Raw genomic sequence first — 24,672 nt, forward strand, 5'->3', positions numbered from 1 at the left:
TCATGAGTACCGGCTCCCGGGCATGGATTAAACCGTTGATAGCGCTGGCCGTTATCGCCGGCATCGGCTTCACCGCTTATCAGTCGCTGAACAAGCACCAGGCCGCGCCTGCGGTCACTTTCCTCGGCATCAAAGGGGAAAAGATCACGCCTGAGAGCCTGAAGGGCAAGGTATTCATGGTCAATTTCTGGGCCACCTCGTGCACCACCTGCGTGGCCGAGATGCCGGACATGGTCAAGACCTACGACAAGTACAAGGGCCAGGGCCTGGAGTATGTGGCCGTGGCCATGCAGTACGACGCCCCCAATTACGTGGTCAACTTCACCGAAACACGCAAGCTGCCGTTCAAGGTCGCGCTGGACGTGAGTGGCGAAGCCGCCAAGGCCTGGGGCGACGTCAAGATGACGCCAACCGTCTTCGTCGTCGACAAAGACGGCAACATCATCAAGCGCTACCTGGGCAAAGTCGACTTCCCAAGCCTGCACGCGCTGCTGGAAAAGAACCTGAAGAGCTAGAACGCGGCCTGCGCGGACAGGTAGGCGCCGCGCTGGGTTTTCGGGTTGAAGACCGTGATCGTTCCCAGGTGGGCGTAGGCGGCCGTCAGCGAGAAGTGACGGTTCGGCACCCAGGCCAGGAAAATGTCCTTATAGGCCTTTTCGTTATCCACACCAAGGTTGTGCGGCTTGCGGCGGTATTCGGCGCCCAGCACCAGCTTACGCGTCAATAGGTAGCCGACCGACAGCTCAGGCATGATGCGGCGGCTGCTTTCCTTGTCGCCGCCGAAGCCGAGGATGCCCATCTGGTTTGCCTTGGTAGAGCGCAGCGTGCCGTTCACCAGCAAGCTTTGCTCGAACAGCACTTTGGTGGCGGCGATGTAGAAGTCGGTGCCGCGGTCGGACTTGGCGCCCAGCTGCTTGACGTTGGTGACGCCCAGCGCGCCCAGACCACCAACGCCCTTATTCTTCTTATGCTGCAGGCCGATGGCGATTTGCGGCATCCAGCTGTCCTGCTGATACACCGCGTCGCCCGCCAGCTTCAGTTTCACGCCGAAGATGTCCTGCTTGATGTTCAGCTGGTCGAGCGGCGCCAGGTCGCCTTTGAATTCCTGCCGCGCCAGCGATACCTCGACGCGGTCTCCGATGCCGACTGCTGCGCCAAAGGTGTTCAGGCTGTAGTCCTGGGTATCCACGCGGGTGGCGAAGGCGCTGGCGCCCCAGCTGTCGCGCGTGCCGTAGCCGGTGATCAACGCCCACGGCACGATGCCGCCGCCGCCCACGCCTTCCACCGTGCTGACGCCGCCGGTGGCGATGAATTTGCCGTGGTCGGGCTGGGCGGAGGGCGTGCCGCCGCCGGCCGTCACGATATCGCGCTGCATGGGGGCCAGCTTGGCGATCAGCTTGTTGGAGACGCTGGTGGGCACGTTGTGGCGCTCCATCGCGATTTGCAGGTCCTCTGCCAGCGCGTTGAAGTGCATATTGTTCAGCTTCATGTCCTCGTGGACCGTCTTCATGTCGCGGTCCTTGTACTTGCCCGTGTATTTGCACGGGCCGCCGGCGAACTCGCAAACCTGCTCCACCAGGCGCGCCTTGACCACGGGGATGTCGAAGCCGTCGAAAGTCTCCTTGATGCGCGGGTCGGCCAATGTGATCTCGAACAGGGTATCGATGATCTTCACAATGCCATCCGTACCACCCAGGCCACGGTAGACCGCATCGTCGGTATAGGGCGTCTGGGCGACAGCCGGCGCCATGAAAACGGTGGCCAGCAGGCTTGCACCAAGGAGTTTTCGCATGTTCAGCCTTTCGGGTAAAGGATCATTTGCGTACAACGGAACAGGGCAATCGCTTTGCCGGTCGCCTTGTTGGTGACGGTGGCGTCCCACACCTGGGTGGTGCGGCCGCCATGGACCATCTTGGCGGCGACGGCAATTGTGCCTTCGCGCGCGGTGCCGAGGTGGTTCGATTTGAGCTCAATGGTGGTGAAATTCTGCCCGCCTTCGGGCAGGTTGGCAATGCAGCCGAAACCACAGGCGGTGTCGGCCAGCGTGACCACGGTGCCGGCATGCAGGTAGCCGTTGGGCGCCAGGTGGTGCTGGGCGATGTCGATTTCGGCCTGCAATTCGCCTTCCGAGGCGCCGGTGACGCGCACGCCAAGGTGGCCGGTCAGGTTGTTGTGGGTCAGCTGGTTGAGTTTTTCGAGGTCGAACTTCATGGGGGCATGGGTCTCCGTTACAGTTGGTGAATCATAGCAGCCGGAAACAGGGTATGCTTATAGTTGCGCGACCTGCCTCACAAGGGCCAGGTCTGCAGGCAAGACCAGAAGCTCACAAGGTGGATTCAACCGATTAACTTACGGAGAATGACCTATGAACGAAAGAGAGCAACTGTCTGCCATCGTGCAGCGCATGGAAGTGAAGCTGGCGCAAGGCCATCAGGAAGACTGGGCCCGCCTGCTGCACCGTGCCCGCACCTTGAGCGCCTTCGATTGCTCGGCCGCCAAGGGCGAGATCCTGCACTACTTCGGCGGGGCCGGTTCCATCAGCGATTTGCAACTGGACGAGGAGTTCAGCGACCTGCGCACGCAGCTCTACACCCTCTGCTACGGCAAGCGCACCACGCATTGACTACAGGTGCTTGACCTCGATCGCCTTGCGAGCGATGCCGTCGCGCATCTTGCGCATGTGTTCATCGTTCGGGGCCAGGGTCAGGTAGTGGTCGATCTGCTTTAGCGCCAGGTCCAGCTTCTGCTGGTACAGGTAGGCGAACACCAAACCGCGTTCAATTTCCGGATTCGCCTGCGTCTTCATCAACTCGCGCAGACGCATCAGGCTTGCTTCGCCCTTGGGCGCGTACTGCGGGTTGATCGACAGGTAGAAGTAGGATGCGGTCAGGTGGCATTTGGTCGAATCAGCGTAGCGCGCCAGGCACTTGTCCAGGGTTTCGATGGCCTTGCGGTCGGCGCCGGAAACATCCAGGTTATGCCCCTGCCGGTACAGGTCTGCCAGTAGCGCCAGCGTTGCCTCGTCCTGCGGCATCTGGTTCTCGATCTGCCAGGCTTGCCGCAGAGTTTCCGTCCACTGCCCATAGACTTCTTCACGCTGACGGTCGTTCTGAATGCGCGGCGGGTAGCTGCCGATCACGCGATTCAGGTCGCTGACCCGTCCCCGCAACTCGGCCATGGAGCCAGGCTTCACCGGGTCCGTGCGGGAAGGCATTGGCAAGGGTGGCGCGGCGCTGGCGGAGAATACGGCGCACAGCAGGGCCAACGCCCAGATGTTTTTCAAGTGCATATCAGTCGTCCAGCCCTTTGCCGGCCAGGATTTGCGGCATGCATTTCGCCACGCGGGATTCGCGCGTCTTGGCTTGCTTGGCGGACGAGAAGTGCAGCAGGTAGCCGCGCTGGCGGCCCGGGGTCAGGGCATAGAAGGCTTCCGCCAGGGCCGGGTGCTCATCCAGCTTTTGCAGGAATTCTTCCGCCATTGGGAAATCGCTGGTGTCCTTGAATTCCACCTTGGCACCGGACTTTTCGATGGCAATAGCTTCTTCAATGTAGGCTTTGATGATCTTCGCTTGCCGCTTGATATCGGCGATGCCGCTGAAGCGCAGCTGGCGCCCGGCTTGCACGTTGGCAGTTTGCTGCACCAGGATGTTTTCCGGGTCCTGCATCAGCGAGCCCTTGAAGAACAGCAGGGCGCAGTACTCCTTGAAACCGTGGATCAGCACCACGTTGCTATCGTTATAGGTAAAGCAGGCGCAGCCCCACTTGGTTTCCTCGTTCAAATGCGTAGCGAGGACGATCTTGCGCAATGCTTCAAACTCTTCGTGCCACCGATGTTCAGCCATGTCCGCCTCCGTATTTTTGTTGGCGACAATGCTACTTCAAAATGGCCGAATACGCCTCACGCAATGGTCGAGGCAGCGCCGGGATCAATATCCGCTGCTTGCGCATCGCGGCCCGCAATGGGCGTGGCCCCTGAAACGCCTGCACCATGCACAGTGTGTGGTCGCTTGCCAGCGCCAGCAGGATCGGCTCCGATATTTCACCTGTCAGATGCGGTTCGAACATGGAGCGCGCAGGCGCCTCGAACACGATGCAGCGTTCGCCTGAGATGCTGAATATGACGCCAGCATCGTCGTGCTCGTATTGAGGAATCTCCGGTGAGAATGGAGGCGTACGAACCGAGTAGCCGCCGACAAGATAGTAGGTCTCCGCGTTCGCTGTCCGCGCCATGGCGAAAACGTACCAGTTGCTCTTGATGCTCTCACGGTCAACCAGCGTCGGACATGGCGCAAGCAAATGTGGTGAAACGCGTTCTAGTTTGGCGAGCGTGCGGTCAAAGCGCAAGCCGAGCAACGGGTCGCGCAGCAACCGAGGCGACCGCGCCGCCGCACTCGCCACGCTAGCCAACAGCAAGCAATGGAGTGCGGCCATCAACTTGCTGAAGGCATCACCTCTGCTTGGCGCAAAGGCGATCAAGTCATGGGTAACAAAAGCCTGTCGCCAGGAACGGCAATCGCCACCTTTGTGAATGGTCGCTATCCGAACCGCCCGCATGGCAATCATGCAGCTTTCTATCTCGGGCAGGATGCGGGCGGCATCTATGTGGTTGACCAGGGTGTAGCCGGCGGCTGGCGGCCGTACATTGCCGCGCCGCTTTACCTGCACTCGGTCGCGATAAGCGATGGGCCGCCGGAACGGCTTGGCCAGCTTAAGGGTACGATTTGCACGGGCCTTACCCTGAAGGGAAGTGGCTGCAATGCAGTTACGGCATGCTGAACGAGATTGTGCTTTCCAGGCGGCTGGATGACAGCATTACTGTTTGCACCATCGAAGGAAAGAAAGGCGGAAAAGCGGGACAGAACGTGTTCAGCGTTGAATGCCGCTGAACACGTTCGGAGAGGGGATTACGCCTGCTCGAGGACGTTATGCGCCTGCACGTCGGCGTGGTACGAGGAACGCACCATGGCGCCAACCGCGGCGTGGGCGAAGCCCATCTTGTAGGCTTCGTCTTCGAACATCTTGAACACGTCCGGGTGCACGTAACGGCGCACCGGCAGGTGGCTGTTGGACGGCGCCAGGTATTGGCCGATGGTCAGCATGTCGATATCGTGCTCGCGCATGTCGCGCATCACTTGCAGGATCTCTTCGTCGGTCTCGCCCAGGCCGACCATCAGGCCGGACTTGGTCTTGACGTGCGGGTAGCGTGCCTTGAAGTCTTTCAGCAGCTTCAGCGAGTGTTCGTAGTCGGCGCCTGGGCGCGCTTCCTTGTACAGGCGCGGCACGGTTTCCAGGTTGTGGTTCATCACGTCCGGCAGGCCGCCGGCGAAGATGTCCAGCGCTTTTTCCAGGCGGCCGCGGAAGTCCGGCACCAGCACTTCAACCTGGGTCTTAGGCGACAGTTCCTTGGTCTTGGTGATGCACTCGACGAAGTGGGCGGCGCCGCCGTCGCGCAGGTCGTCGCGGTCCACCGAGGTGATCACCACGTAGGACAGGCGCAGCTTGGCGATGGTGTTGGCCAGGTTTTGCGGCTCCTGGGAGTCCAGCGGGTCAGGACGGCCATGGCCCACGTCGCAGAACGGGCAGCGGCGGGTGCACTTGTCGCCCATGATCATGAAGGTAGCAGTACCCTTGCCGAAGCATTCGCCGATATTCGGGCAGCTCGCTTCTTCGCACACGGTCACCAGCTTGTTTTCGCGCAGGATGTCCTTGATCTCGTAGAAGCGGGAAGAGGCCGATGCCGCTTTGACGCGAATCCACTCCGGCTTCTTCAGGCGCTCCGCCTGCTCGATCGGGATGATCTTGATCGGGATGCGGGAAGTCTTGTCGGCGCCTTTTTGCTTGTCGCTTGGGTTGTAAGTCATAAGCTACTTTCAGGTTAATTCGGGTTCGGCCACCTGCAGCTGGAGGACCAGTTCGTCCGCCAGTGCCTGCTGCACGTCGGCCAATGGGGCGATCACGCCCACGGTGCGCATGTCGACCGTTTCCAGGCCGGCATAGCCGCAAGGGTTAATCCAGCTGAATGGCGCCAGGTCCATGTCCACATTCAGGGACACGCCGTGATAGGTGCAGCCATTGCCGCGCACCTTCAATCCCAGCGCGGCGATCTTGGCGCCTTTTTTCGGGCCGCCGGACATGTAGATGCCTGGCGCGCCTTCCACGCGCTCACCGTCGAGATTATACGCGGCCAGCACATTGATGATCGCCTGCTCGATCTTGTTGACGAACTGGCGGGCGAACAGCTTGCCGCCCGGCTTGTTGCGGCGCAGGTCCATCATCAGGTAGATCACGACTTGGCCGGGGCCGTGGTAAGTCACTTCGCCGCCGCGGTCGGTCTGCACGCAGGGGATGGAGGTGGCGCCGGCCAGCAGGTGGCCGCGATCCGCGCCCAGGCCAAGGGTATAGACGGGCGGGTGCTCGACGATCCAGAGTTCGTCGGGCGTGTCTTCCGTACGCGCATCAGTGAAGGCGCGCATGGCTGCAAACGTAGGCTCGTAATCGGCTTGGCCGAGATGGCGGATCACCGCCGGCTGGATAGGCATAGGGCTACAGGTCGGGAAAAGCCCCGCCATTATACCGGCCCAGCCCTTTCACTGCTTAATGACTAAGCAGTTTTATGCCGATTTCCTTAAGCTGGCATCAGATTAATGTTCTTTAGCCAATCTTGCAGCGAGTCGCGCTGCCATTGGTGGGCGACGTAATCCTTGAGCTTTTGCGGCACCGGATCGCCGTTCATCACCAGGCGGCTCAGCATGATGGCCAGGTCGGTATCGGCGATGCACCAGCGGCCGAACAGGTAGGGGCCGTCGATCACGCGTTCCGCCAGGTGCACCAGCTTGTCCGCCGCCGCCTGGGCGGCGGGGGATAGCGGCTGTTCGGCACGTTTGTAGAACACGGTGTAGGTGCTGCGTTCTTCCCGCAGCGCGCCCAGGTCGCTCCGCACCCAGGCCTGGATCTGGCGCGCGATGGCGCGCTTCTGCGGCAGCACCGGGTACAAGGCGCGGTGCTCGGGGGCCGGGAACATCTCGTCCAGGTATTCGGTAATGGCGCTGGATTCGGTCAGCATGAAGTCGTTGTGCACCAGGCAGGGCACGCGGCCGGTCAGGGCCTTGCCGGTATACGACAGTTCCTTGTTCTTGCCGGCGTCCAGGTCGACGGTCTCCAGCTCGAAATCGAGGCCCTTCTCGCGCAGGGCGACGAAGGCGGAAATGGCGTAAGGGCTGGTGAACTGGCTGTCCACATACAGTTTGAGGCTCATGGCGCGGCTCCGGCTTTGGTTAGGTTTTCTCACATGGTATGCCTTGCATCGTGCTTGCCAAAACGATATATTTTCATTGGACTTGTTACTTTTCCTCACATCGATATGCGTTTGCCGAACTTATCCGCCCTGCGCGCCTTTGAGGCGGCGGTCCGCCACGAAAACTTTTCGCGGGCGGCGGCGGAGCTGTGCCTGACGCACGGCGCCATCAGCCACCAGGTGCGCGGGCTGGAGGAGGAGCTGGGTGTGCAGCTGTTTGTGCGCAATGGGCGGCAGGTGACAGCCACGCCGGAGGCGCGGCGCTATGCGTCCACCGTGGCGCGCTGCCTGGCGGAGCTGGCGGATGGGGCGGCGGAATTGCGGCCGGCGGAGGGCGTGCAGCGCCTGAGCGTGACGGCCATCCCGTCGTTTGCGGCGCGCTGGCTGGCGCCGCGGCTGGGGCAATTCATCGAGCAGAATCCGAATATCGAGGTGATTCTGCAGGCCAGCGGACAGCTGCAGGATCTGGTGCGGGAGGGGATCGATGTCGGCATCCGCTTCGGGCGCGGCAAGTATCCGGGGCTGGATGTGGAGCGGCTGATTGGCGAGATTTACTATCCGGTAGTGAGTCCTCGCTATCGCGGTGGACAACTGCCTGCTTATCCACAGGATTTGGCGAACGCCACTTTACTGCGTTCGAATGAACCCTGGCTGCCATGGTTCCGCGCGGCCGGATTGGCACTGCCGGAGCCTTCCGGCGGCGTGATGTTCGAGGATTTGTCGATGCTGATCCGTTCCGCCGTCGATGGCGACGGGGTGGCGCTGGTGCGGCATGTGGTGGCGATGCAGGAAATTGCGTCGGGCCAGCTGGTGCGACTGTTCGATATCGCCACGCCGTGCCCGGATGATTATTACCTGGTCAGTCCGCCCGGCGCCCTGCAGAAGCCGCAGGTGCGGGCGTTCCGCGACTGGCTGAAGGCGGAAATCGCCCGCAGCCAGCTGCTTACAACACCATCTTGACCATCGGGTGGCCGGACAGCGCGCGGTAGATATTGTCCAGCTGCTCACGGCTGGTGGCGCGCACCGTCACGGTCAGGCTGGTGTAGGTGCCCTTGGTGGAAGGACGCGTTTCCATTTTGCCTTCGTGGAAAGTCGGGTCGTGCGCAACCACCACTTCGATAATGGTCGCGGCGAAGGCGTCGTGGGTGGCGCCCATCACCTTGATCGGGAAGTCGCTCGGGTACTCGATGAGAGACTCTTCAGGTGGGATGGGATTCGTCATGTTTATTCCAATCTTGTAACAAAAAAAAGACCCGGCGCGGTGCGAGTGCGCCGGGTTCCATTTTACCTCGTTACGTATATGGCTCCGTGGGGCTACTTTTCAACCCTGGAGCTGGCGCGCAGGGCGCGCCGCTATCGGTTGGGGCTTATGCGGTGGCGGGGGCCTTGTTGGACAGGCGTTGCAGGCGTTCCAGGGCGGATTCGTTGCCATTCACAGGGTTGGTGACGGATTTGCGGATCGCTTCGATTTCGGCGGCCTGGTCGTAGGGGCGCTGGCCGATGTCGGAGACGATCTTCATGCCTTCGGCTTCGTTGGCGATCGACTGGGCGCGCTTGGTCAGGGCGTTCAGGGCGCTGGTGTTGCCGCGCATGCCGGACAGGCTGGCAAGCTGGCTCTGGCGTTCGGCGCGCACTTCCTGCAGGTCGCGCTGGGCCTTGGCCTGGGCCAGGGCTTGCATCGCTTTCTTGGCGGCGGCGTCGAAGTCGGCCAACTGCTGCGACAGGGCGTCGACGATCTTTTGCAGCTCGTCCATATAGGCTTGAGCGTCGGCTTCTTCCTGGATTTCCTGCGGCAGGCGGGTCTTGTTGGCTTCCAGCTCGTCGCAGAACAGGTTGATGGTCGCTTCCGAGATCTGGCCGGCGGCCAGGCGCTCGGCCAGGGTGGTGGTGGCCTGTTCGTCGGTGGCGATCAGCTTGCGCAGGCGCACCACGTCGTCGCGTTCCTTGTTGAAGGCGGCGCGGGCCTGGGCCAGCTTTTGCGCGGCGCTGCGCAGGGTGTCGGCCAGGCGGTCGCGGTCGGCCTCGGTTGCCGTTTCCGGGTCAAAACTGGCGATGGCTTCCGAGACGCGGTCGCCCAGGGCGCCAAAGTGTTTGGAAATCAGTCGTGCAGTCAGGGACCAGCCGTTCGAGTTGCTCATTTTCTCTATCCTTTCAGTGGTTTATATGCGGTGGCCATTTACTGGATGACCAGCCGTTCCTGCTCAACCGGGATGGCCACGACAAAATCGACGTGTATCCCGCGTTTCCTTGCATCGCCGTTCACGCTGTGGAGAATCTCCGTCGTGACCAGCAGATATTCTTTGCTGCCATCGCCCAAGCGGCGGGCGTAGGGCATGAAGTACAGCTCCTGCTTCAGTCCCTGCATGCCGCTCGCGTCGTCGATGCGGGTTTCGGTGCCGCTGAAGGGCGGGACGAAGCCGGCCTCGGGGTCGCCCACGTCGCGCTCGTAGTCCAGCGCTTCGTCGGCGCCGAAGGCACTGGCCAGTTCGGGCGCGGCGTAACCGCTGTCTTCGAGCTGGGCGCGCCACAGGGCGAAGTTCAGGTCGCCCAGGCCGCAGCCGGCGGCGCCGGTGTAGGCGTCCTGGTCCTCGGCGGTGGTGGGGATCACGCGCACCAGCTGGCTGCAGTACAGGATTTCCTGCACGGCATCGTGTTCGTCCACATACAGCTGGAGGAACTTTTCGCGCTGGTCCGCGTCGCCCTTGGCCAGGTAGTAGCGGTAGATGCGTCCGGCCATCGACAGCTTGAACTGGGAGATGGCGAGGATGCGCGTGTCTTCCGCGTCCGGCAGCGCGACCAGGGAGCCGTTGCCGCTGGCGCGCAGCAAGGGCGACATTTGCAGGTTCACCAGGCTGCCGATGCGGGCGCCGAGCGGCAGGGCGCGGTCTTCGGCTTGCGGCGCGTCGCCCTCCGCTGCACGGCGTTTGGCGCCGCTGCGCAGGTAATCGATAGCGTCTTTCCAGCCCATTCCTTTAGTTCCTTTCAAACGAGTAGTTAGCGTGCTTTTTCACTGCTTGTGCGCCGGACATCAGGCGGAAGGCTTTCCATGCCAGCCAAACCAGACCGCCGATCAGCAACAGCACGGCCAGCTTGGCGATGGTGCTGGTTTCACTGGGCTGGGCCGCGGCTGGGACCGGGGCGACGCGGGCGGACTCGGCACCGCTTACGCTGCCCTCGGCCACGCCGGCGATGGCGCCAGCGCCAGCAGCGTCTGCCATGGCGCCGACGTTACCGGGCGCCTGCGCCTGGGCTGGAGCCGGGGCCGGCGCTGCGGCGGCATGGCTGCCGGCGGCGTGGCCCAGCATGAAACCGCCGATGCCCCACAGCCAGCCGTTATTGCCGTCGCGGACCACGACCGGGGCCGGGGCGCTGGTGGCGCCGCCTGCCGGGGGGCCTTGGCGGGCAGAGCCGCCACTGGCACCGTAGCCGCCCTGGCCGCCTGGCAGGACGGGCTTGAGCGGGGGCAGCGCGGGCGACGCGCCGGCGGCGCCGGCCATACCGTCCGCGCCAGGACGGTTGGCGTAGCGGCGCGTGTCGTAGGTGCGCAGGGCCTGGTCCTGGGCGGCTTTGCGGTCCAGGTCGCGCGACATGGCGGAATCGCGTTGTGGCGCGCGCGCCGCAGCGGGTGGCTGCGACTGGCGTTTGCCGAAGCTGCCGAAGGAAGGCTGTCGTTGCGTGCCAACGTTGCGCGAAACATTGCTCTTGCCTGAAAAGCCGCTGCGGAACGAGCCGCTGGGCCGGGCGTCGGCAGTGTTGGCAACCACGATGGCCACCACGATTGCGGCGACAGCCGCGATGCGAGTGCGCTGGAACATGAATTTCACCGTTGTCAGGTAGTTAAACTTTCGATGAAAATCAGCATATCGTTCCAACAATCACCGTGCATCGGTAAAAAAAGGCCAGCTTCACCATGACTAAGAAATACCTGGATATGAACCAACACGACGCGCTCTACAAGGTGGCGCGCACTTTCCCCGGCGGTATCGAGGCGCTGGCCCAGCAAATGGGCGTCTCCTCCAACGTGCTGCGCAACAAGCTGGCGCCGACCATTGCTTCGCATTACCCCTCGTTCGAGGAAGTCTCGACCATCGTGGACCTGTGCCATAAGGCGGGCGTGCATGAAGCCATGCTGCCGCTGCATGCGCTGCTGACGCGGCACGGCATGGCGGCCTTTATCGTGCCGGTGCCGGATGAGGTGAACAGCGACGACCTGTCGCAGACCGTGTGCAAGGTGATGGCCCAGGTAGGCGCGGTGGCGGAGGCCGTGTCGATGGCCTTGATGGATGGGAAGGTGACCGAGGTGGAGGCCGACTTGATCGAGCGCGAATTCCACGGTGCGCTGTCGGCGCTGGGTGAGTGGCGCGAGCGGATTCGCCAGCGCACACGGGGCGGGAAATAAAAAAAAGCCCGCCGAACCATGGCGGTCCGGCGGGCGAGGGCTGATTGATTAGCGGCGGTTTTCGTCTTCGCGACCGCGCGGTTCACGCGTTTCGCGCGAATCACGGCGCGGCTGGGGTTGCTGCTGGGGCTGCGCCTGCGGTTGGGGCTGCGGTTGGGGCTGCGGTTGGGCTTGCGGCGCGGGCGCCATCTGCACCGGGCGCGCCGGCGCCATTTGCGGTTGCTGGATTTCGCGGCGGCCGCGATCTTCCCGCACTTCCCGCACTTCGCGCTCCTGACGGGCCTCCTGGCGTGGCTCGAAGCGCGGCTCCGGACGGGTTTCGGTGCGCAGTTCGGCACGTGGCTCGGGGCGCTCCAGGCGTGGCTGCGGTTCAAAACGCGGCTGTGGTTGCGGCTGCGCCTGCGGCATCGGCTGCAACTGCTGCGGCTGGGTACTGGTCACCGAGCGGCGCGGCTCGCTGCGGTTGCGCCAGGCATTGCGGTCGTCGTCGTCGCTGCGGGTGATGCTGGAGCGCGGCTGCGGCATTTGCTGCGGCTGTTGCGGCTGCGCCTGCAATTGCGGCAATTGGCGCGGCGGTTCCTGGCGCTCCTGGCGCTCCTGGCGTTCCTCGCGGATCAGGCGGTCCGGGCCGCGCAGTTCGGGGCCGCGTTCCACGCGGTCGCGGTTGCCACGCTCATCGCGCTCAGCGCGGTTCTGCCATTCCTGGCGCCCGGGGCGCATCTGCGGGCCGGTCACCTGCGGCGGGGTCGCCATCTGCGGCACATTGCGCACGTCCTGCGGCGCCACGCGCGCCACATTACTTACGGAAATGCGGCGGCCACGGTCGAACTGGTCGCGCGGCAGGGCGGTGACGCCGTCGCGGCGGCCGTCGTGGTCGCGGTCCTTGTAGCGCTCATGCCAGCGGTCGTTGGTGCGGTGGTTCCAGATCAGGCGGCGTTCATAGTCGGACGAAATGCGGTAACCCGGCACATAGCGGTCACGCGGAGTCAGCGGATACCATCCAACCGCGGGGCCCGAGCGGCCGGAACCGAAACTCACGCTCCAGTTATTGCCGCCCACCCAGCCCACCAGCGCCGGCGACCAGACCGGACGGCCAATGAAGCGGCCCGGCGTCCAGCACCAGCGGCCGCTCACCACGACCCAGCGGCCATAGTGGAACGGCGCATAGCCCCAGGGCGAGTTGTCGATCCAGGTCCAGCCCCATGGCGAAATCCAGGCCCAGCGGCCATCGCGGTAAGGCGCCCAGCCCGACGGCACGGCGCGCGGGAACCAGACATTGCCGTATTCACGGTCTTCCACCCAGTTGCCATAGTGGTCCAGGTCTTCGTAGCCGGTCATGTCGGACGGCACATAACGCGAGGCGACCAGGCCTTCTTCGCGGCGGTCGCGGGTGGCGACCCATTCATCGAAGCGGTCGCGCACGGCCAGGGCGGTGAAGATGTCGTCGCCGCGCACTTCCACGCGCTTGCCGGAACGGGCGGCCAGCATATTGCCGCCGCCTTCCACCCGCACATTGCCGGCGAAGACATTGACCACGGTGGTGTCGGGCGCGCGCTCGGTATCGACGCGGAAGGCGCCCGGCTCGGTCAGGGTGATGCGCGCCTGCGGCGTGGTGAACTCGAATTCGTTGATCATGGCCGGGTCGCGCAGGCGCACGCTGGCGGTGCCGTAATTGAGGCGCAGGCGCAGGCGCTCGTCATCCAGCTGCTCGACCTCGATATCGGAATCGCCATCGAGGCGCACGGCAGCCGAACCGATGCGGAATTCGGCGCGGGCGCCGGGGGCAGTGGTCAGGTGGTTGTCGCTGGTGACCGGCCAGTTCATCAGGTTGCCGGACTCTTCCTCACCGTTGACCAGCATGGTCACCTTGCCTTCGGTAACCGTGACACGCCCCACCCGGGCGGGCGGGTCGGCCATGGCAACCGAGGACACGGCAACCAGGGCTGCCAGCATCAGGAAATGCATGATCTTGCGACTCATTTCTCTTCTCCAAAAGGGTACTACTTCGCGTTTTTTTGTTTTTATTTAACGCTTGAGGCCGGGAAGGGACGACGCAAGTTACAAAGATTTTCAAATAGGGGTGAAGCGCTGCACCTGCTTGCCATCGACCTCGACCAGTTCAAAGAACACCTCGCGCGGGCGGCACCAGATGGAGCCGTTGGCCGCCTTGTAGACGATCATGGTGCTCAGGTCGGACTCCAGGGTGGCTTCGCACACCAGTTCGTACAGGCCGCCTTTGTAATGCCGGAATTGGGTAGTCATGCTTGCGCGCCTCCACGCTTGACGAAGAACAGGGCGCCGCCAATGCACATCAACAAACCGCCGAAAATGCGATTTTGCAGCTTGATCGCAGCAGATTCCCGGAAGAAGCGCTGCATTGACGACGCCAGGAAGGCATAGCCATGCATCACCACCAGGTCGATGACGAACATGGTGGCAGCCAGGATGGCCAGCTGCGGCAGCACCGGGGCGTGCTGGCTAATGAACTGCGGCAGCACCGCCACCATGAAGATGATGCCCTTGGGATTGGTGGCGTTGGTCAGGAAACCGATCATGAAACGCTTGCGGAAGGACGGCAGCGCCGCCTGCGCGGCCTGGATACCGTCGCCGGCGGCGGCCTTGGCGCGCCACTGGCTCAGGCCAAGCCAGATCAGGTACAGGGCGCCCACGGTTTTCACCACGCTGAAAGCGAATTCCGAGGCAATCAGCAGCGAGCCGACGCCGGCGCCGGCAATCGCCAGCACCAGCAGCAGCCCCAGCTGCAGGCCGAGGATGGTGGCCGAGGTGCGTTTCACCCCGTAAGACAAACCATGCGACATTGACAACACCGCGCCCGAGCCGGGCGAAACGGCGATGATGCTGGCCGCGATGACGAAGGTGATCCAGGTGGTGAAAATCATGGCCGATTACCGTCGAAAAAGAGCCCATTGTAGCGTTGAAGACGCCCGCCGGCAGCGGCGGCATGTTAGATTGTCGATCCTGTAATTATTTCTTTGGAGTTATACGAATGGCCGGTTCCAGCCTGCTTGCACTGATCGACGATATTGCCACCATCCTGGACGATGTGGCTGCCATGAGCAAGGTGGCAGCCAAGAAGACCGCCGGGGTACTGGGCGACGACCTGGCGCTGAACGCGCAGCAGGTGGCGGGGGTGCAGGCCGACCGCGAACTGCCTGTTGTTTGGGCGGTTGCCAAGGGTTCCATGGTGAACAAAGCCATCCTGGTGCCGTCCGCGCTGGCCATCAGCGCCTTCGCGCCGTGGGCCATCACGCCGCTGCTGATGCTGGGCGGCGCCTACCTGTGCTTCGAGGGCTTCGAGAAGATCGCCCACAAATTCCTGCATTCCAAGGAGGAAGACGAGCAGCACCACAAAGAGCTGGTGGAAGCGGTGTCGAACCCGGAGATCGACCTGGTGGCGATGGAGAAGGACAAGATCAAGGGCGCGGTACGCACCGACTTCATCCTGTCGGCCGAGATCATCGTGATCGCGCTCGGTACGGTGGCGGCAGCGCCATTCTCGCAGCAGGTGGCGGTGCTAGTCGCCATTGCGGTGGCCATGACCGTGGGTGTGTATGGCCTGGTGGGCGCCATCGTGAAGATGGACGATGCCGGCCTGTACCTGACCCAGCGCGCCAGCGGCGGCGCCCGGCTCCTGGGGCGCGCCCTGTTGAGCGCAGCGCCGAAGCTGATGAAATTCCTGTCGGTGGCCGGTACCGCGGCCATGTTCATGGTCGGTGGCGGCATCCTGACCCACGGCATCCACTCCCTGCATGAGGCGATCCAGCAGGCCGGTGCGGCGGCCGGTTCCGTAGCCGGCGTCGGCCCGCTGCTGGGCGCCATCACCCCCACCGTGCTGGACGCCATCGCCGGCGTGGTGGCCGGCGCCCTGGTGCTGGCGGTGGTCCTGGCCGGCAGCAAGCTGTTGGGCTTGCTCAAACGCTAAGCCCCCGCAATCTGTTCTGATACCCCATGGCGGCCGCCCGGCCGCCATTTTTACCTAACAAAGAGACAATATAATTACCCCCGCCCGTCCGGCGCCTGCGTCGGCGCCTCCTGGGTTGCCCTGCTGTCGGGCGCCATCGCCTTCCTGGCGCTCGCCCTGTGGAATGCCACCCTGGCGCCGAGCGAAAAAGGCTTTTATGGCATGTCTTTCGCCCTGGCCCTGTTCGCGGCAGTTGCCGTCCAAAAAAACGTGCGCGATAGCGCGGCGGCAAGCCCGGCCGACCAACCCAGCCAGATTTGATCTACATCATTAAAATTGCGCGCTTAAGTCCCTAGACTGTTCCCTGTGATCTTGCGTCATGGCAAGAATTTCAACAGGGAGCGCGCGATGCGGAAGAATTTACCGGTAAGCAATAACGAAGTAGAACTGGACGAGGACCAGGCCATTGTTTCCAAGACTGACTTGGAAGGCAATATTGTCTACGTAAATCCTTACTTCGAGCACATCAGCGGCTTTTCCGCTGAGGAGCTGCTGGGCCAGCCGCAAAACATCATCCGCCATCCCGACATGCCGGTGGAAGCGTTTGCCGACCTGTGGCACACCATCCGCGCCGGCATCCCGTGGACCGGCCTGGTGAAGAACCGCTGCAAGAACGGCGACTTCTACTGGGTCAAAGCGAATATCACCCCGATCAAGGAAAACGGCCGCACCACCGGCTATATGTCGGTGCGCACCAAGGCCGAGCGCCACCAGGTGGCCGAAGCGGCCGACGCCTACCGCAAGATCGTGGCCGGCGCCACCAACCTGCGCATCAAGAACGGCCAGATCGTGCGCCTGGGGCTGGCCAACGTGGTGGCGCGCCTGAGCCATGTGTCGCTGGCCATGCGCATCTGGCTGGCCACCAGCGTGGTCAACGTGCTGCAGATCGCCGTCTGCCTGGCCGCCCTGTTCGCGGACGGCACCAGCGACGCCACCCGCTACGGCATTTTCGGCGCCACCGCCTTCGGCTTCCTGATCAACGTCTTCCTGTGGTACACGCTGCGCGTCGGCATGCTGCAACCGCTGGGCCAGGCGCTCAATGGCGCGCGCCTGATCGCGGCGGGCGACCTGACCGGCTCCTTCGAAACCAACAGCACCGACGAAGTGGGCCAGCTGCTGCGCGCCCTGCAGCAGATGAATAACAACCTGATCGCCACCATCCGCGACGTGCGCTTCAATATCGACGCGATGGCGGTGGCGACCAAGCAGATCGCCGCCGGCAATTCGGATCTGGCCGGCCGCACCGAGTCGCAGGCCGCCAGCCTGGAAAAGACGGCGTCGAGCATCGAGGAATTCTCCTCGACCGTGAAAGCCAATGCGCAGAACTCGCTGGAAGCCAACGACCTGGCCGTGAATGCCTCCGACGTGGCGGTGCAGGGCGGCGAGATCGTGTCCGAAGTGATCGCCACCATGGACGAGATCAACTCCTCCTCCAAACGCGTGGTCGATATCATCGGCCTGATCGAGGGCATCGCCTTCCAAACCAACATCCTGGCGCTGAACGCCGCCGTGGAAGCGGCGCGCGCTGGTGAGCAGGGCCGCGGCTTCGCCGTGGTGGCGGGCGAGGTGCGCAACCTGGCGCAACGCTCGTCGGCCGCCGCCAAGGACATCAAGCAACTGATCGAAATCTCGGTCGGCAAGGTCAGCACCGGCATGGAACGCGCCCAGCGCGCCGGCGCCACCATGGACCAGGTGGTGACCTCGGTCAAACAGGTCACCAGCATCATGCATGAGATCTCCACTGCCTCGAAAGAACAGAGCATCGGCGTCGACCAGGTCAACCAGGCCGTCAACCACATGGACCAGGTGACGCAGCAGAACGCGGCACTGGTCGAGGAAGCGGCCGCCGCAGCCGTCAGCCTGGCCGATGAAGCCGGCCACCTGCGCGACGCTTTCAGCCTGTTCAAATTCGAACGCAGCCGCCACGCGCGCCTGGCGGCTGCCGCTCCGGCACGCGGCGCGCAACCGCGCCAGGCCCAGAAACGCCTGGCTGCCTAACCCCTGATTGAGAACATAATGAACACCATCGCAGAGCCATCCGTACAATTCGATGCAGAGCTGATCAGCCGCTTGAGCACGTCGGGCCCGCGTTATACCTCCTACCCGACCGCCGACCGGTTCAAGCCGGACTTCGGCTACTCCAGCTTCCTGGAGGCGCAAGCCAACCTGCGCATGCGCGGCGCGCGCGCCCCGCTCTCGCTGTACGTACACATCCCGTTCTGCAACGTGGTGTGCTACTACTGCGCCTGCAACAAGGTGGTGACCAAGGACCGCAGCAAGGCTGTGACCTACCTCAGCTACCTGAAGCAGGAAATCGACATGCAGGGCAAGCTGTTCGCCGGCATGAACCGCGTGGAGCAGCTGCACTTCGGCGGCGGCACCCCGACCTACCTGGACGACGACCAGATGGGCGAACTGCTGGCCCATATGCGCAAGCACTTCGAGTTCGCCCCCGATGCGGAAGGCGAGTATTCGATCGAGATCGATCCGCGCACGGTGGATGCGGAGCGTATCCGCACCCTGCGCAAGCAAGGCTTCAACCGCGTCAGCCTGGGCGTGCAGGACTTTGATCCGGACGTGCAGAAGGCGGTCAACCGCATCCAGCCGGCGCACGAAACCCTGGCCGTGATCCAGGCGGCGCGCGACGCCGGCTTCCGCTCCATCAGCGTGGACCTGATCTACGGCCTGCCGAAGCAGAACCTGACCACCATGCAGGCGACCATGGACAAGGTGATCGAGGCCAATCCGGACCGCATCGCCCTGTACAACTACGCGCACATGCCGCACCTGTTCAAGCCGCAACGCCGCATCGCGGAGGACGAGCTGCCGTCGCCGGCCATGAAGCTGGACATGCTGGCCTTGTGCATCGAGCGCCTGACCGGCGCCGGCTATGTGTATATCGGTATGGACCATTTCGCCAAGCCAACCGACGACCTGGCCGTGGCGCAGCGCCAGGGCCGCCTGCACCGCAATTTCCAGGGCTACTCGACCCACGCCGAGACCGACCTGGTGGCGCTCGGCGTGTCGGCCATCAGCTCGGTGAACGGCACCTACAGCCAGAACGAGAAGACGCTGGACGAGTACTATGCGCGCCTGGACGAGGGCCGCCTGCCGATCGCGCGCGGCTACGCCATGGACAACGACGACCGCCTGCGCCGCATGGTGATCCAGAACCTGATGTGCAACTTCGAGCTGTCGATCTCGGCGCTGGAACTGGGCTACCCGATCCGCTTCAAGCAGTACTTTGCCAAGGAGCTGGACAAGCTGCGCGAGTACGAGCGCGACGGCCTGCTGGCGATCGAGGACGACTGGATCTCCATCTCGCCCAAAGGGCGCCTGCTGATCCGCAATATCTGCATGGTGTTCGACCGCCACCTGGCGCAGGACCGCGCCGCCGGCACCGCGCCGGGCCAGGTGCACCCGCTGCGCTTCTCGCGCACCATCTGAGGAGGCCATGAACCTGCTGCCCATCCTGCTTGCCGGCCTCGCCGGCAGCGTGCATTGCGCCGGCATGTGCGGCGGCATCGTCAGCGCGTTCAGCGTTGGCGCGCCGCGCAGCGGCGCCGCGCGCGCGCGCGTGATCCCGATCGCGCCTGCGCGCGCGGGCGCGGGAATGGCGGCATCGATGGCGGCGCCGGACGTGCGCGCGGCGGCGGCAGCAGCCGGCCATGTGCTGGCGTACAACGCCGGCCGCATCGGCAGCTATATGCTGGCGGGCGCCATGGCCGGCGGCCTGGCGGGCAGCGTCGCCAGCCTGGCGCGCATGTCGTCCTTGCAGCTGGCGGGCTACTGGATGGCCAACCTGATGCTGGTCGCCATGGGCCTGTACCTGATGGACGCCTGGCACGGCCTGGCGCGCATTGAAGCGGCGGGCGGCGTGCTGTGGCGTCGCGTGCAGCCGCTGGTGAAACCGCTGGTGCCGATGGACACGCCGCTCAAGGCGCTGGCCCTGGGCGGCCTGTGGGGCTGGGTGCCATGCGGCATGGTGTACAGCGTGCTGCTGACCGCCATGTTGAGCGGCTCGGCACTGGACGGCGCGCTGGTGATGGGCGCTTTCGGCCTGGGCACGCTGCCGATGCTGCTGGCCATGGGCATGGCCGGCGCCCGTCTGCGCCAATACCTGCAACAACGCGCCGTGCGCGTGGCTTGCGGCCTGCTGGTGCTGGGCTTCGGCCTGCTCGGCATGGCGCGCGCCATGAGCGGCAGCCAGCACGCCTGGCTCGACATCCTTTGCCTGACGGTGCAGCCATGAAGATGAATGAAGTCGCCGCCTGTTTCCATTGCGGCCAGCCGGTCGCGGCCAGCGCCAACTGGCACGTGACCATTGAGGGCGTTCCGCACGCCATGTGCTGCCCCGGCTGCGCGGCGGTGGCGCAAACCATCGTCGATATCGGCCAGGCCAGCTATTACCGCGAACGCAGCGGCTACGCGGCGGCGCCGGGCGCGGCGGCTGATTCCGCCAGCGAGGCCGCAACGCTGGTCCCGGCCGCCCTGGCGCTGCCGGAGGACGACCCGAACATCGTCAACGACGGCGACGCGCGCGAAGCCACGCTGCTGGTGGAAGGCATCCGCTGCGCCGCCTGCGTGTGGCTGATCGAGCACCGCCTGCGCAAGGTGGACGGCGTGCAGCAAGCCAGCCTGAACGTGGCCACCGAGAAGCTGTTCATCCGCTGGCACAAGGACAAAACCACCGCTGCCGCGCTGCTGGAAGCGGTGCGCAGCATCGGCTACAACGCCTGGCCCTACGACACCACCCGCCACGACGCGCAGCTGCAGAAAGCCAGCCGTACGCTGGGCCGCCAGCTGTTCGTGGCCGGCCTGTCGATGATGCAGGTGATGATGTACGTGGCGCCCGAATACATGGCCGGCGACGACGGTACGCTGGACGCCGGCATGACCAGCCTGATGCGCTGGGCCAGCCTGCTGCTGACCCTGCCGGCCATCGCCTACTCGGCCCAGCCTTTCCTGAAGGGCGCCTGGGCCAGCCTGAAAGCGCGCGCGCTGGGCATGGACGTGCCGGTGGCGCTGGGCATCGTGGCGGCCTTCGCCGGCAGCGCGGTATCGACCGTGCGCGGCGCAGGCGAGGTGTATTACGACTCGGTCACCATGTTCATCTTCCTGCTGCTGGCCAGCCGCTACCTGGAAATGGTGGCGCGCCGCAAAGCGGCCAGCGCGCTGTCGCGCCTGCGCCATGCGGTGCCGGAAATGGCCATGCGCCTGGCCTGCTGGCCCGAGTCGCGCGCGGCGGCCGCCGTGCCGGCCGGTGCGCTGGCGGCAGGCGACCATATCGCGGTCAAAGTGGGCGAAGCGGTGGCCGCCGATTGCGTGGTGGTCGACGGCAGCACCTCGGTCGACCTGTCGCTGCTGACCGGCGAAAGCGCGCCGCAGCGCAAGACCGTCGGCGATGCGATTCCCGGCGGCGCGGTGAATGCCGGCAGCCCGGTCGTGCTGCGGGTCGAGAAACCGAGCCGCGACAGCACCCTGGCCGGCCTGCTGAAACTGATCGAACGCGCCGGCAGCGCCAAGCCGCAGATCGCGCAATGGGCTGACCACACCGCCTCCTGGTTCGTGGCGGCGCTGCTGCTGTTCGCGGCGGCCAGTTTCGGCTTCTGGACCTGGTACGACGCAGCGCGCGCCTGGCCGGTGGCGATTGCGGTACTGGTGGTGTCCTGCCCATGCGCCTTGTCGCTGGCCACGCCGTCGGCGCTGGCGGCGGCCACCGACCGCCTGCTCGGCAAGGGCGCGCTGGTGGTGCAGCCGCATGTGCTGGAGACGCTGCACCGCACCACCCATATCGTTTTCGACAAGACCGGCACCCTGACCGAGGGGCGGCCGACCGTGCAGAGCGTGGACGCCATCGATGGCGCGCGCATCATCGGCATCCTGCGCGTGGCGGGGGCGCTGGAAGCGGGCAGCGCGCATCCGATCGCGCGCGCCATCAGCGCGGCGGCGGCGGCCCATGGCGCCGGCGCCGCCGGCGCCAGCGGGCTGCAGGAGCTGGCCGGGCAGGGCATGCAGGGCATGGTCAACGGCGTGCAGTACCGGCTCGGCACCGCCGCCTACGTGGCCGGCCTGGCCGGCGGCGCCGCGCCGCAACTGGGCGAGGCAGCAGGCACGCCGATGACGGCGGTCTGGCTCGGCATGCAGGGCCGCTGGCTGGGCCGCTTCCAGGTCAGCGACGCGCTGCGCGCCGACGCGCGCGACACGGTGGCATTCTTCCAGCAGCAGGGCAAGCAAGTGGTCCTGCTCAGCGGCGACCAGCAGGCGCTGGCCGCCAGCGTGGCGGCGCAACTGGGCATCCGCGAAGCGCTCGGCGACTGCATGCCGGACGCCAAACTGGCCTATGTGCAGGCGCTGCAGGCCAAGGGCGCCGTGGTGGCCATGGTGGGCGACGGCATCAACGACGCCGCCGTGCTGAGCGCCGCCGACGTCTCTTTCGCCATGGGCAGCGGCGCCACCCTGGCGCAAGTGCACGCCGACTGCGTGCTGCTCGACGCCCGCCTGCCGCTGCTGGTGGAAACCGCCCGCAGCGCCGGCCGCACCATGCGCGTGATCCGGCAGAACCTGGGCTGGGCCACGCTGTACAACATCATTGCCATTCCGGCGGCAGCCTTCGGCCTGCTCAACCCATGGCTGTCGGGTGTCGGCATGGCGGCCAGTTCCGCCATCGTCATCCTGAATGCGCTCCGCCTGCGCAGGAGTTAAGAAAATGGAATCACTTTACCTGCTCATCCCCATCAGCGTGGCCCTCGTGTTTGGCGCGCTGTGGCTGTTCTTTAAGGCCTCGGACGACGGCCAGTTCGACGATATGGAAGGCCCCGCCCTGAGAGTTTTGCAGGACAACGACCGGATTTGACCCAAGTCATGTTTTTTTGAAGTGCTCCTAGGTAACCTTTGACATACCTCATCAAAGTGTCCTCCCTGGAGAATTCAAAGTGGATCAATCACTGGACTACAACTACAAGGTCGTGAAGCAATTCGCGATCGCCACCATCGTGTGGGGCGTTGTGGGCATGCTGGTCGGCGTGATCATCGCCGCCCAGCTGGCCTGGCCCTCACTCAACCTCGACATTCCCTGGCTGACGTACGGCCGCCTGCGTCCACTGCACACCAATGCCGTGATCTTCGCATTCGGCATCAGCGGTTTGTTCGCCACCTCTTACTATGTCGTGCAACGTACCTGCCAGGTACGCCTGTTCTCCGACAAGCTGGCCGCCTTCACCTTCTGGGGCTGGCAAGCCGTGATCCTGTCGGCGGTCATCACCCTGCCAATGGGTTTCACCCGCGGCAAGGAATACGCCGAACTGGAATGGCCCATCTCGATCCTGATCGCCGTGGTGTGGATCGCCTACGCGGTGGTGTTCTTCGGCACCATCATCAAGCGTAAGGTCAAGCACATCTACGTTGCCAACTGGTTCTTCGGCGGCTATATCCTGGCGGTTACCCTGCTGCACGTGGTGAACTCCATGTCGATGCCGGCTTCGCTGTTCAAGTCCTACTCCATGTACACCGGCGTGCAGGACGCGATGATCCAGTGGTGGTACGGCCACAATGCGGTGGGCTTCATCCTGACCGCCGGCTACCTGGGCATGGTGTACTACTTCATCCCGAAACAGGCCGAACGTCCTGTCTACTCCTACAAGCTGTCGATCGTGCACTTCTGGGCGCTGATCTTCACCTATATGTGGGCCGGCCCGCACCATTTGCAATACACCGCGCTGCCTGACTGGGCGCAGTCGCTGGGCATGGTGTTCTCCCTGATCCTGCTGGCGCCAAGCTGGGGCGGCATGATCAACGGCATCATGACCCTGTCCGGCGCATGGCACAAGCTGCGCACCGACCCGATCCTGAAGCTGATGATCGTTTCCCTGTCCTTCTACGGCATGGCGACCTTCGAAGGCCCGATGATGTCGATCAAGACCGTCAACGCGCTGTCGCACTACACCGACTGGGGCATCGCGCACGTCCACGGCGGCGCGCTGGGCTGGGTTGGCTTTATCACCATGGGCTCGATCTACTACCTGATCCCGCGCCTGGCCGGCCAGGACAAGATGTACTCGACCAAGCTGATCGACCTGCACTTCTGGGTCGCCACCATCGGCGTCGTGCTGTACATCGCCGCGCTGTGGATCGCCGGCGTGATGCAGGGCCTGATGTGGCGCGCAGTGAACGCCGACGGCACCCTGACCTACACCTTCGTGGAAAGCGTGAAAGCCAGCTATCCGTACTACGTGGTGCGCGTGATCGGCGGCCTGCTGTACCTGGGCGGCATGTGCGTCATGGCTTACAACGCGTGGATGACCCTGAAGGGCCGCGAAACCCCGCGTGCGCGCATCCCTGAACTGAGCATGGCTGCTTAACGACGCAAATTCGGAGCAAATAATGAAATTTTCCCATGAATGGATTGAGAAGAACCCCTGGCTGCTGATCGTCCTGGTCACGCTGGTGGTATCGGTGGGCGGCGCGGTGGAGATCATCCCGCTGTTCTTCCAGAAGTCGACCACGGAGCCGGTGGCGGGCCTGAAGCCCTACTCCGCGCTGCGCCTGACCGGCCGCGACATCTATGTGCGTGAAGGCTGCTACACCTGCCACTCGCAGATGGTGCGTCCGTTCCGCGCCGAGACCGAGCGTTACGGCCACTACTCGGTGGCGGGCGAGTTCGTGTATGACCGCCCGTTCCAGTGGGGTTCCAAGCGCACCGGTCCCGACCTGGCGCGCGTCGGCGGCCGCTACTCCGACGAGTGGCACCGCACCCACCTGAACAACCCGCGCGACGTGGTGCCGGAATCGAATATGCCGAACTACCCGTGGCTGGCCAAGACCAAGCTGAAACCGGAGGAAGTGGTGCCGAAGATGCGCGCGCTGAAGCTCATTGGCGACCCGTACTCCGAAGAGGAAATCGCCGCCGCGCCGGCCGAACTGGCCAATAAGACGGAAGAGGATGCGCTGGTGGCCTACCTGCAAGGCCTGGGCACCCTGATCAAGACGAGGAATTGA

At 64.3% G+C, this 24,672-nt stretch carries 29 protein-coding genes and 2 pseudogenes; 15 read left to right on the top strand and 16 right to left on the bottom strand.

What is annotated here, in order from left to right:
* Positions 1-2 precede the first annotated feature (2 nt).
* Positions 3-515: a TlpA disulfide reductase family protein gene (locus GTP41_RS03185; RefSeq protein WP_161024116.1), complete on the top strand. Its 513-nt coding sequence runs from the start codon at positions 3-5 to the stop codon at positions 513-515.
* Here the strand turns inward: GTP41_RS03185 and GTP41_RS03190 are convergent.
* The 3 genes and pseudogenes from GTP41_RS03190 to GTP41_RS03195 all read right to left on the bottom strand — a co-directional run bounded on the left by GTP41_RS03190 (position 512) and on the right by GTP41_RS03195 (position 2,211).
* Complete coding sequence (locus GTP41_RS03190; protein WP_229502728.1) at positions 512-1,375, bottom strand: DUF3034 family protein; 864 nt, start codon at positions 1,373-1,375, stop codon at positions 512-514. The genes GTP41_RS03185 and GTP41_RS03190 overlap by 4 nt on opposite strands.
* Positions 1,373-1,792, bottom strand: a pseudogene (locus GTP41_RS27295) (group I truncated hemoglobin); the annotation flags it as partial. The pseudogene GTP41_RS27295 and the gene GTP41_RS03190, both read right to left, overlap by 3 nt.
* 2 nt (positions 1,793-1,794) lie before the next feature.
* Positions 1,795-2,211 (bottom strand): PaaI family thioesterase, encoded by a 417-nt coding sequence (locus tag GTP41_RS03195; RefSeq protein ID WP_161024117.1) that lies wholly within the window; start codon positions 2,209-2,211, stop codon positions 1,795-1,797.
* Positions 2,212-2,365: 154 nt separating this feature from the next.
* Here GTP41_RS03195 and GTP41_RS03200 point away from each other — a divergent pair, with 154 nt between their 5' ends.
* The gene (locus GTP41_RS03200) at positions 2,366-2,623 is read left to right on the top strand and encodes a DUF6966 domain-containing protein (protein WP_161024118.1); all 258 of its coding nucleotides are present in this window, start codon (positions 2,366-2,368) and stop codon (positions 2,621-2,623) included.
* On the opposite strand, the gene GTP41_RS03205 is transcribed toward GTP41_RS03200, so the two are convergent.
* From GTP41_RS03205 to GTP41_RS03215, 3 genes are read right to left on the bottom strand one after another with little or no spacing between them, the layout of a single operon-like run.
* On the bottom strand, positions 2,624-3,289 hold the full coding sequence (locus tag GTP41_RS03205) for a hypothetical protein (RefSeq protein ID WP_161024119.1): 666 nt from the start codon (positions 3,287-3,289) through the stop codon (positions 2,624-2,626).
* A gap of 1 nt (position 3,290) precedes the next feature.
* Complete coding sequence (locus tag GTP41_RS03210) at positions 3,291-3,842, bottom strand: YdeI/OmpD-associated family protein (RefSeq protein ID WP_161024120.1); 552 nt, start codon at positions 3,840-3,842, stop codon at positions 3,291-3,293.
* A gap of 31 nt (positions 3,843-3,873) precedes the next feature.
* On the bottom strand, positions 3,874-4,431 hold the full coding sequence (locus GTP41_RS03215) for a hypothetical protein (RefSeq protein WP_161024121.1): 558 nt from the start codon (positions 4,429-4,431) through the stop codon (positions 3,874-3,876).
* A gap of 48 nt (positions 4,432-4,479) precedes the next feature.
* Here GTP41_RS03215 and GTP41_RS03220 point away from each other — a divergent pair, with 48 nt between their 5' ends.
* Positions 4,480-4,776 carry a BPSL0067 family protein gene (locus GTP41_RS03220; RefSeq protein WP_229502721.1) on the top strand — a complete coding sequence of 99 codons (297 nt, stop codon included), beginning with the start codon at positions 4,480-4,482 and terminating at the stop codon, positions 4,774-4,776.
* Positions 4,722-4,886 (top strand): STY0301 family protein, encoded by a 165-nt coding sequence (locus tag GTP41_RS27765; protein WP_308700827.1) that lies wholly within the window; start codon positions 4,722-4,724, stop codon positions 4,884-4,886. The genes GTP41_RS03220 and GTP41_RS27765 overlap by 55 nt, the downstream gene beginning before the upstream one ends.
* Positions 4,887-4,904: 18 nt before the next feature.
* On the opposite strand, the gene lipA is transcribed toward GTP41_RS27765, so the two are convergent.
* The 3 genes from lipA to yfcF all read right to left on the bottom strand — a co-directional run bounded on the left by lipA (position 4,905) and on the right by yfcF (position 7,255).
* Complete coding sequence (gene lipA / locus GTP41_RS03225; protein ID WP_161024123.1) at positions 4,905-5,861, bottom strand: lipoyl synthase; 957 nt, start codon at positions 5,859-5,861, stop codon at positions 4,905-4,907.
* A gap of 9 nt (positions 5,862-5,870) precedes the next feature.
* Complete coding sequence (gene lipB / locus GTP41_RS03230; RefSeq protein ID WP_161024124.1) at positions 5,871-6,539, bottom strand: lipoyl(octanoyl) transferase LipB; 669 nt, start codon at positions 6,537-6,539, stop codon at positions 5,871-5,873.
* Positions 6,540-6,625: 86 nt separating this feature from the next.
* Positions 6,626-7,255, bottom strand: a complete 630-nt coding sequence (gene yfcF / locus GTP41_RS03235) for a glutathione transferase (protein ID WP_161024125.1) — start codon at positions 7,253-7,255, stop codon at positions 6,626-6,628.
* A gap of 105 nt (positions 7,256-7,360) precedes the next feature.
* Here yfcF and gcvA point away from each other — a divergent pair, with 105 nt between their 5' ends.
* Positions 7,361-8,254 carry a transcriptional regulator GcvA gene (gene gcvA / locus GTP41_RS03240; protein WP_161024126.1) on the top strand — a complete coding sequence of 298 codons (894 nt, stop codon included), beginning with the start codon at positions 7,361-7,363 and terminating at the stop codon, positions 8,252-8,254.
* Here gcvA and GTP41_RS03245 read toward each other — a convergent pair.
* The 4 genes from GTP41_RS03245 to GTP41_RS03260 form a co-directional block, all read right to left on the bottom strand.
* Positions 8,238-8,516 carry an HP0495 family protein gene (locus GTP41_RS03245; protein ID WP_161024127.1) on the bottom strand — a complete coding sequence of 93 codons (279 nt, stop codon included), beginning with the start codon at positions 8,514-8,516 and terminating at the stop codon, positions 8,238-8,240. The two genes, gcvA and GTP41_RS03245, sit on opposite strands and share 17 nt — an antisense overlap.
* 145 nt (positions 8,517-8,661) lie before the next feature.
* The gene (locus tag GTP41_RS03250; protein WP_161024128.1) at positions 8,662-9,432 is read right to left on the bottom strand and encodes a hypothetical protein; all 771 of its coding nucleotides are present in this window, start codon (positions 9,430-9,432) and stop codon (positions 8,662-8,664) included.
* Positions 9,433-9,470: 38 nt separating this feature from the next.
* Positions 9,471-10,262, bottom strand: a complete 792-nt coding sequence (locus GTP41_RS03255) for a DUF2491 family protein (protein WP_161024129.1) — start codon at positions 10,260-10,262, stop codon at positions 9,471-9,473.
* Between the two features lie 4 nt (positions 10,263-10,266).
* Positions 10,267-11,109, bottom strand: a complete 843-nt coding sequence (locus GTP41_RS03260) for a hypothetical protein (RefSeq protein ID WP_161024130.1) — start codon at positions 11,107-11,109, stop codon at positions 10,267-10,269.
* 95 nt (positions 11,110-11,204) lie between these two features.
* Between GTP41_RS03260 and GTP41_RS03265 the strand changes: the two genes are divergently transcribed.
* Positions 11,205-11,693, top strand: coding sequence for a phage regulatory CII family protein (locus GTP41_RS03265; protein WP_161024131.1), 489 nt, complete (start codon positions 11,205-11,207; stop codon positions 11,691-11,693).
* A gap of 48 nt (positions 11,694-11,741) precedes the next feature.
* Here the strand turns inward: GTP41_RS03265 and GTP41_RS03270 are convergent, their stop codons facing one another.
* The 3 genes from GTP41_RS03270 to GTP41_RS03280 all read right to left on the bottom strand — a co-directional run bounded on the left by GTP41_RS03270 (position 11,742) and on the right by GTP41_RS03280 (position 14,593).
* A complete protein-coding gene (locus GTP41_RS03270) occupies positions 11,742-13,673 on the bottom strand; it encodes a DUF6600 domain-containing protein (protein ID WP_161024132.1) in 1,932 nt (643 codons plus the stop codon).
* 90 nt (positions 13,674-13,763) lie between these two features.
* Positions 13,764-13,955 carry a DUF1653 domain-containing protein gene (locus tag GTP41_RS03275; protein ID WP_161024133.1) on the bottom strand — a complete coding sequence of 64 codons (192 nt, stop codon included), beginning with the start codon at positions 13,953-13,955 and terminating at the stop codon, positions 13,764-13,766.
* Complete coding sequence (locus GTP41_RS03280; protein WP_161024134.1) at positions 13,952-14,593, bottom strand: LysE family transporter; 642 nt, start codon at positions 14,591-14,593, stop codon at positions 13,952-13,954. Before GTP41_RS03280 ends, GTP41_RS03275 begins: the two co-directional genes overlap by 4 nt.
* A gap of 107 nt (positions 14,594-14,700) precedes the next feature.
* Here GTP41_RS03280 and GTP41_RS03285 point away from each other — a divergent pair, with 107 nt between their 5' ends.
* From GTP41_RS03285 to ccoO, 9 genes and pseudogenes are all read left to right on the top strand, one after another.
* The gene (locus GTP41_RS03285; protein WP_161024135.1) at positions 14,701-15,636 is read left to right on the top strand and encodes a DUF808 domain-containing protein; all 936 of its coding nucleotides are present in this window, start codon (positions 14,701-14,703) and stop codon (positions 15,634-15,636) included.
* A gap of 99 nt (positions 15,637-15,735) precedes the next feature.
* Positions 15,736-15,936 (top strand): annotated as a pseudogene (locus tag GTP41_RS27025) (YiaA/YiaB family inner membrane protein); the annotation flags it as partial.
* 87 nt (positions 15,937-16,023) lie between these two features.
* Positions 16,024-17,673, top strand: a complete 1,650-nt coding sequence (locus tag GTP41_RS03295; RefSeq protein ID WP_161024136.1) for a methyl-accepting chemotaxis protein — start codon at positions 16,024-16,026, stop codon at positions 17,671-17,673.
* An 18-nt stretch (positions 17,674-17,691) separates the two neighbouring features.
* The gene (gene hemN / locus GTP41_RS03300; protein WP_161024137.1) at positions 17,692-19,122 is read left to right on the top strand and encodes an oxygen-independent coproporphyrinogen III oxidase; all 1,431 of its coding nucleotides are present in this window, start codon (positions 17,692-17,694) and stop codon (positions 19,120-19,122) included.
* A gap of 7 nt (positions 19,123-19,129) precedes the next feature.
* Positions 19,130-19,927: a sulfite exporter TauE/SafE family protein gene (locus GTP41_RS03305; protein ID WP_161024138.1), complete on the top strand. Its 798-nt coding sequence runs from the start codon at positions 19,130-19,132 to the stop codon at positions 19,925-19,927.
* Positions 19,924-22,380, top strand: a complete 2,457-nt coding sequence (locus GTP41_RS03310) for a heavy metal translocating P-type ATPase (protein WP_308700828.1) — start codon at positions 19,924-19,926, stop codon at positions 22,378-22,380. Before GTP41_RS03305 ends, GTP41_RS03310 begins: the two co-directional genes overlap by 4 nt.
* A gap of 4 nt (positions 22,381-22,384) precedes the next feature.
* Complete coding sequence (gene ccoS / locus GTP41_RS03315) at positions 22,385-22,531, top strand: cbb3-type cytochrome oxidase assembly protein CcoS (protein ID WP_161024139.1); 147 nt, start codon at positions 22,385-22,387, stop codon at positions 22,529-22,531.
* Positions 22,532-22,610: 79 nt separating this feature from the next.
* Positions 22,611-24,035: a cytochrome-c oxidase, cbb3-type subunit I gene (ccoN, locus tag GTP41_RS03320; RefSeq protein WP_161024140.1), complete on the top strand. Its 1,425-nt coding sequence runs from the start codon at positions 22,611-22,613 to the stop codon at positions 24,033-24,035.
* 22 nt (positions 24,036-24,057) lie between these two features.
* The gene (ccoO, locus tag GTP41_RS03325) at positions 24,058-24,672 is read left to right on the top strand and encodes a cytochrome-c oxidase, cbb3-type subunit II (protein ID WP_161024141.1); all 615 of its coding nucleotides are present in this window, start codon (positions 24,058-24,060) and stop codon (positions 24,670-24,672) included.

Origin of the sequence: Pseudoduganella guangdongensis, from assembly GCF_009857475.1 — a bacterium.
Taxonomy (GTDB): domain Bacteria; phylum Pseudomonadota; class Gammaproteobacteria; order Burkholderiales; family Burkholderiaceae_D; genus Rugamonas; species Rugamonas guangdongensis.

Coding starts and splice junctions, on each gene's coding strand:
- GTP41_RS03185 (WP_161024116.1), top strand. CDS start 3: ATGAGTACCGGCTCCCGGGCATGGATTAAACCGTTGATAGCGCTGGCC.
- GTP41_RS03190 (WP_229502728.1), bottom strand. CDS start 1,375: ATGCAGCGCGATATCGTGACGGCCGGCGGCGGCACGCCCTCCGCCCAG.
- GTP41_RS03195 (WP_161024117.1), bottom strand. CDS start 2,211: ATGAAGTTCGACCTCGAAAAACTCAACCAGCTGACCCACAACAACCTG.
- GTP41_RS03200 (WP_161024118.1), top strand. CDS start 2,366: ATGAACGAAAGAGAGCAACTGTCTGCCATCGTGCAGCGCATGGAAGTG.
- GTP41_RS03205 (WP_161024119.1), bottom strand. CDS start 3,289: ATGCACTTGAAAAACATCTGGGCGTTGGCCCTGCTGTGCGCCGTATTC.
- GTP41_RS03210 (WP_161024120.1), bottom strand. CDS start 3,842: ATGGCTGAACATCGGTGGCACGAAGAGTTTGAAGCATTGCGCAAGATC.
- GTP41_RS03215 (WP_161024121.1), bottom strand. CDS start 4,431: ATGGCCGCACTCCATTGCTTGCTGTTGGCTAGCGTGGCGAGTGCGGCG.
- GTP41_RS03220 (WP_229502721.1), top strand. CDS start 4,480: ATGGGTAACAAAAGCCTGTCGCCAGGAACGGCAATCGCCACCTTTGTG.
- lipA (WP_161024123.1), bottom strand. CDS start 5,861: ATGACTTACAACCCAAGCGACAAGCAAAAAGGCGCCGACAAGACTTCC.
- lipB (WP_161024124.1), bottom strand. CDS start 6,539: ATGCCTATCCAGCCGGCGGTGATCCGCCATCTCGGCCAAGCCGATTAC.
- yfcF (WP_161024125.1), bottom strand. CDS start 7,255: ATGAGCCTCAAACTGTATGTGGACAGCCAGTTCACCAGCCCTTACGCC.
- gcvA (WP_161024126.1), top strand. CDS start 7,361: ATGCGTTTGCCGAACTTATCCGCCCTGCGCGCCTTTGAGGCGGCGGTC.
- GTP41_RS03245 (WP_161024127.1), bottom strand. CDS start 8,516: ATGACGAATCCCATCCCACCTGAAGAGTCTCTCATCGAGTACCCGAGC.
- GTP41_RS03250 (WP_161024128.1), bottom strand. CDS start 9,432: ATGAGCAACTCGAACGGCTGGTCCCTGACTGCACGACTGATTTCCAAA.
- GTP41_RS03255 (WP_161024129.1), bottom strand. CDS start 10,262: ATGGGCTGGAAAGACGCTATCGATTACCTGCGCAGCGGCGCCAAACGC.
- GTP41_RS03260 (WP_161024130.1), bottom strand. CDS start 11,109: ATGTTCCAGCGCACTCGCATCGCGGCTGTCGCCGCAATCGTGGTGGCC.
- GTP41_RS03265 (WP_161024131.1), top strand. CDS start 11,205: ATGACTAAGAAATACCTGGATATGAACCAACACGACGCGCTCTACAAG.
- GTP41_RS03270 (WP_161024132.1), bottom strand. CDS start 13,673: ATGAGTCGCAAGATCATGCATTTCCTGATGCTGGCAGCCCTGGTTGCC.
- GTP41_RS03275 (WP_161024133.1), bottom strand. CDS start 13,955: ATGACTACCCAATTCCGGCATTACAAAGGCGGCCTGTACGAACTGGTG.
- GTP41_RS03280 (WP_161024134.1), bottom strand. CDS start 14,593: ATGATTTTCACCACCTGGATCACCTTCGTCATCGCGGCCAGCATCATC.
- GTP41_RS03285 (WP_161024135.1), top strand. CDS start 14,701: ATGGCCGGTTCCAGCCTGCTTGCACTGATCGACGATATTGCCACCATC.
- GTP41_RS03295 (WP_161024136.1), top strand. CDS start 16,024: ATGCGGAAGAATTTACCGGTAAGCAATAACGAAGTAGAACTGGACGAG.
- hemN (WP_161024137.1), top strand. CDS start 17,692: ATGAACACCATCGCAGAGCCATCCGTACAATTCGATGCAGAGCTGATC.
- GTP41_RS03305 (WP_161024138.1), top strand. CDS start 19,130: ATGAACCTGCTGCCCATCCTGCTTGCCGGCCTCGCCGGCAGCGTGCAT.
- GTP41_RS03310 (WP_308700828.1), top strand. CDS start 19,924: ATGAAGATGAATGAAGTCGCCGCCTGTTTCCATTGCGGCCAGCCGGTC.
- ccoS (WP_161024139.1), top strand. CDS start 22,385: ATGGAATCACTTTACCTGCTCATCCCCATCAGCGTGGCCCTCGTGTTT.
- ccoO (WP_161024141.1), top strand. CDS start 24,058: ATGAAATTTTCCCATGAATGGATTGAGAAGAACCCCTGGCTGCTGATC.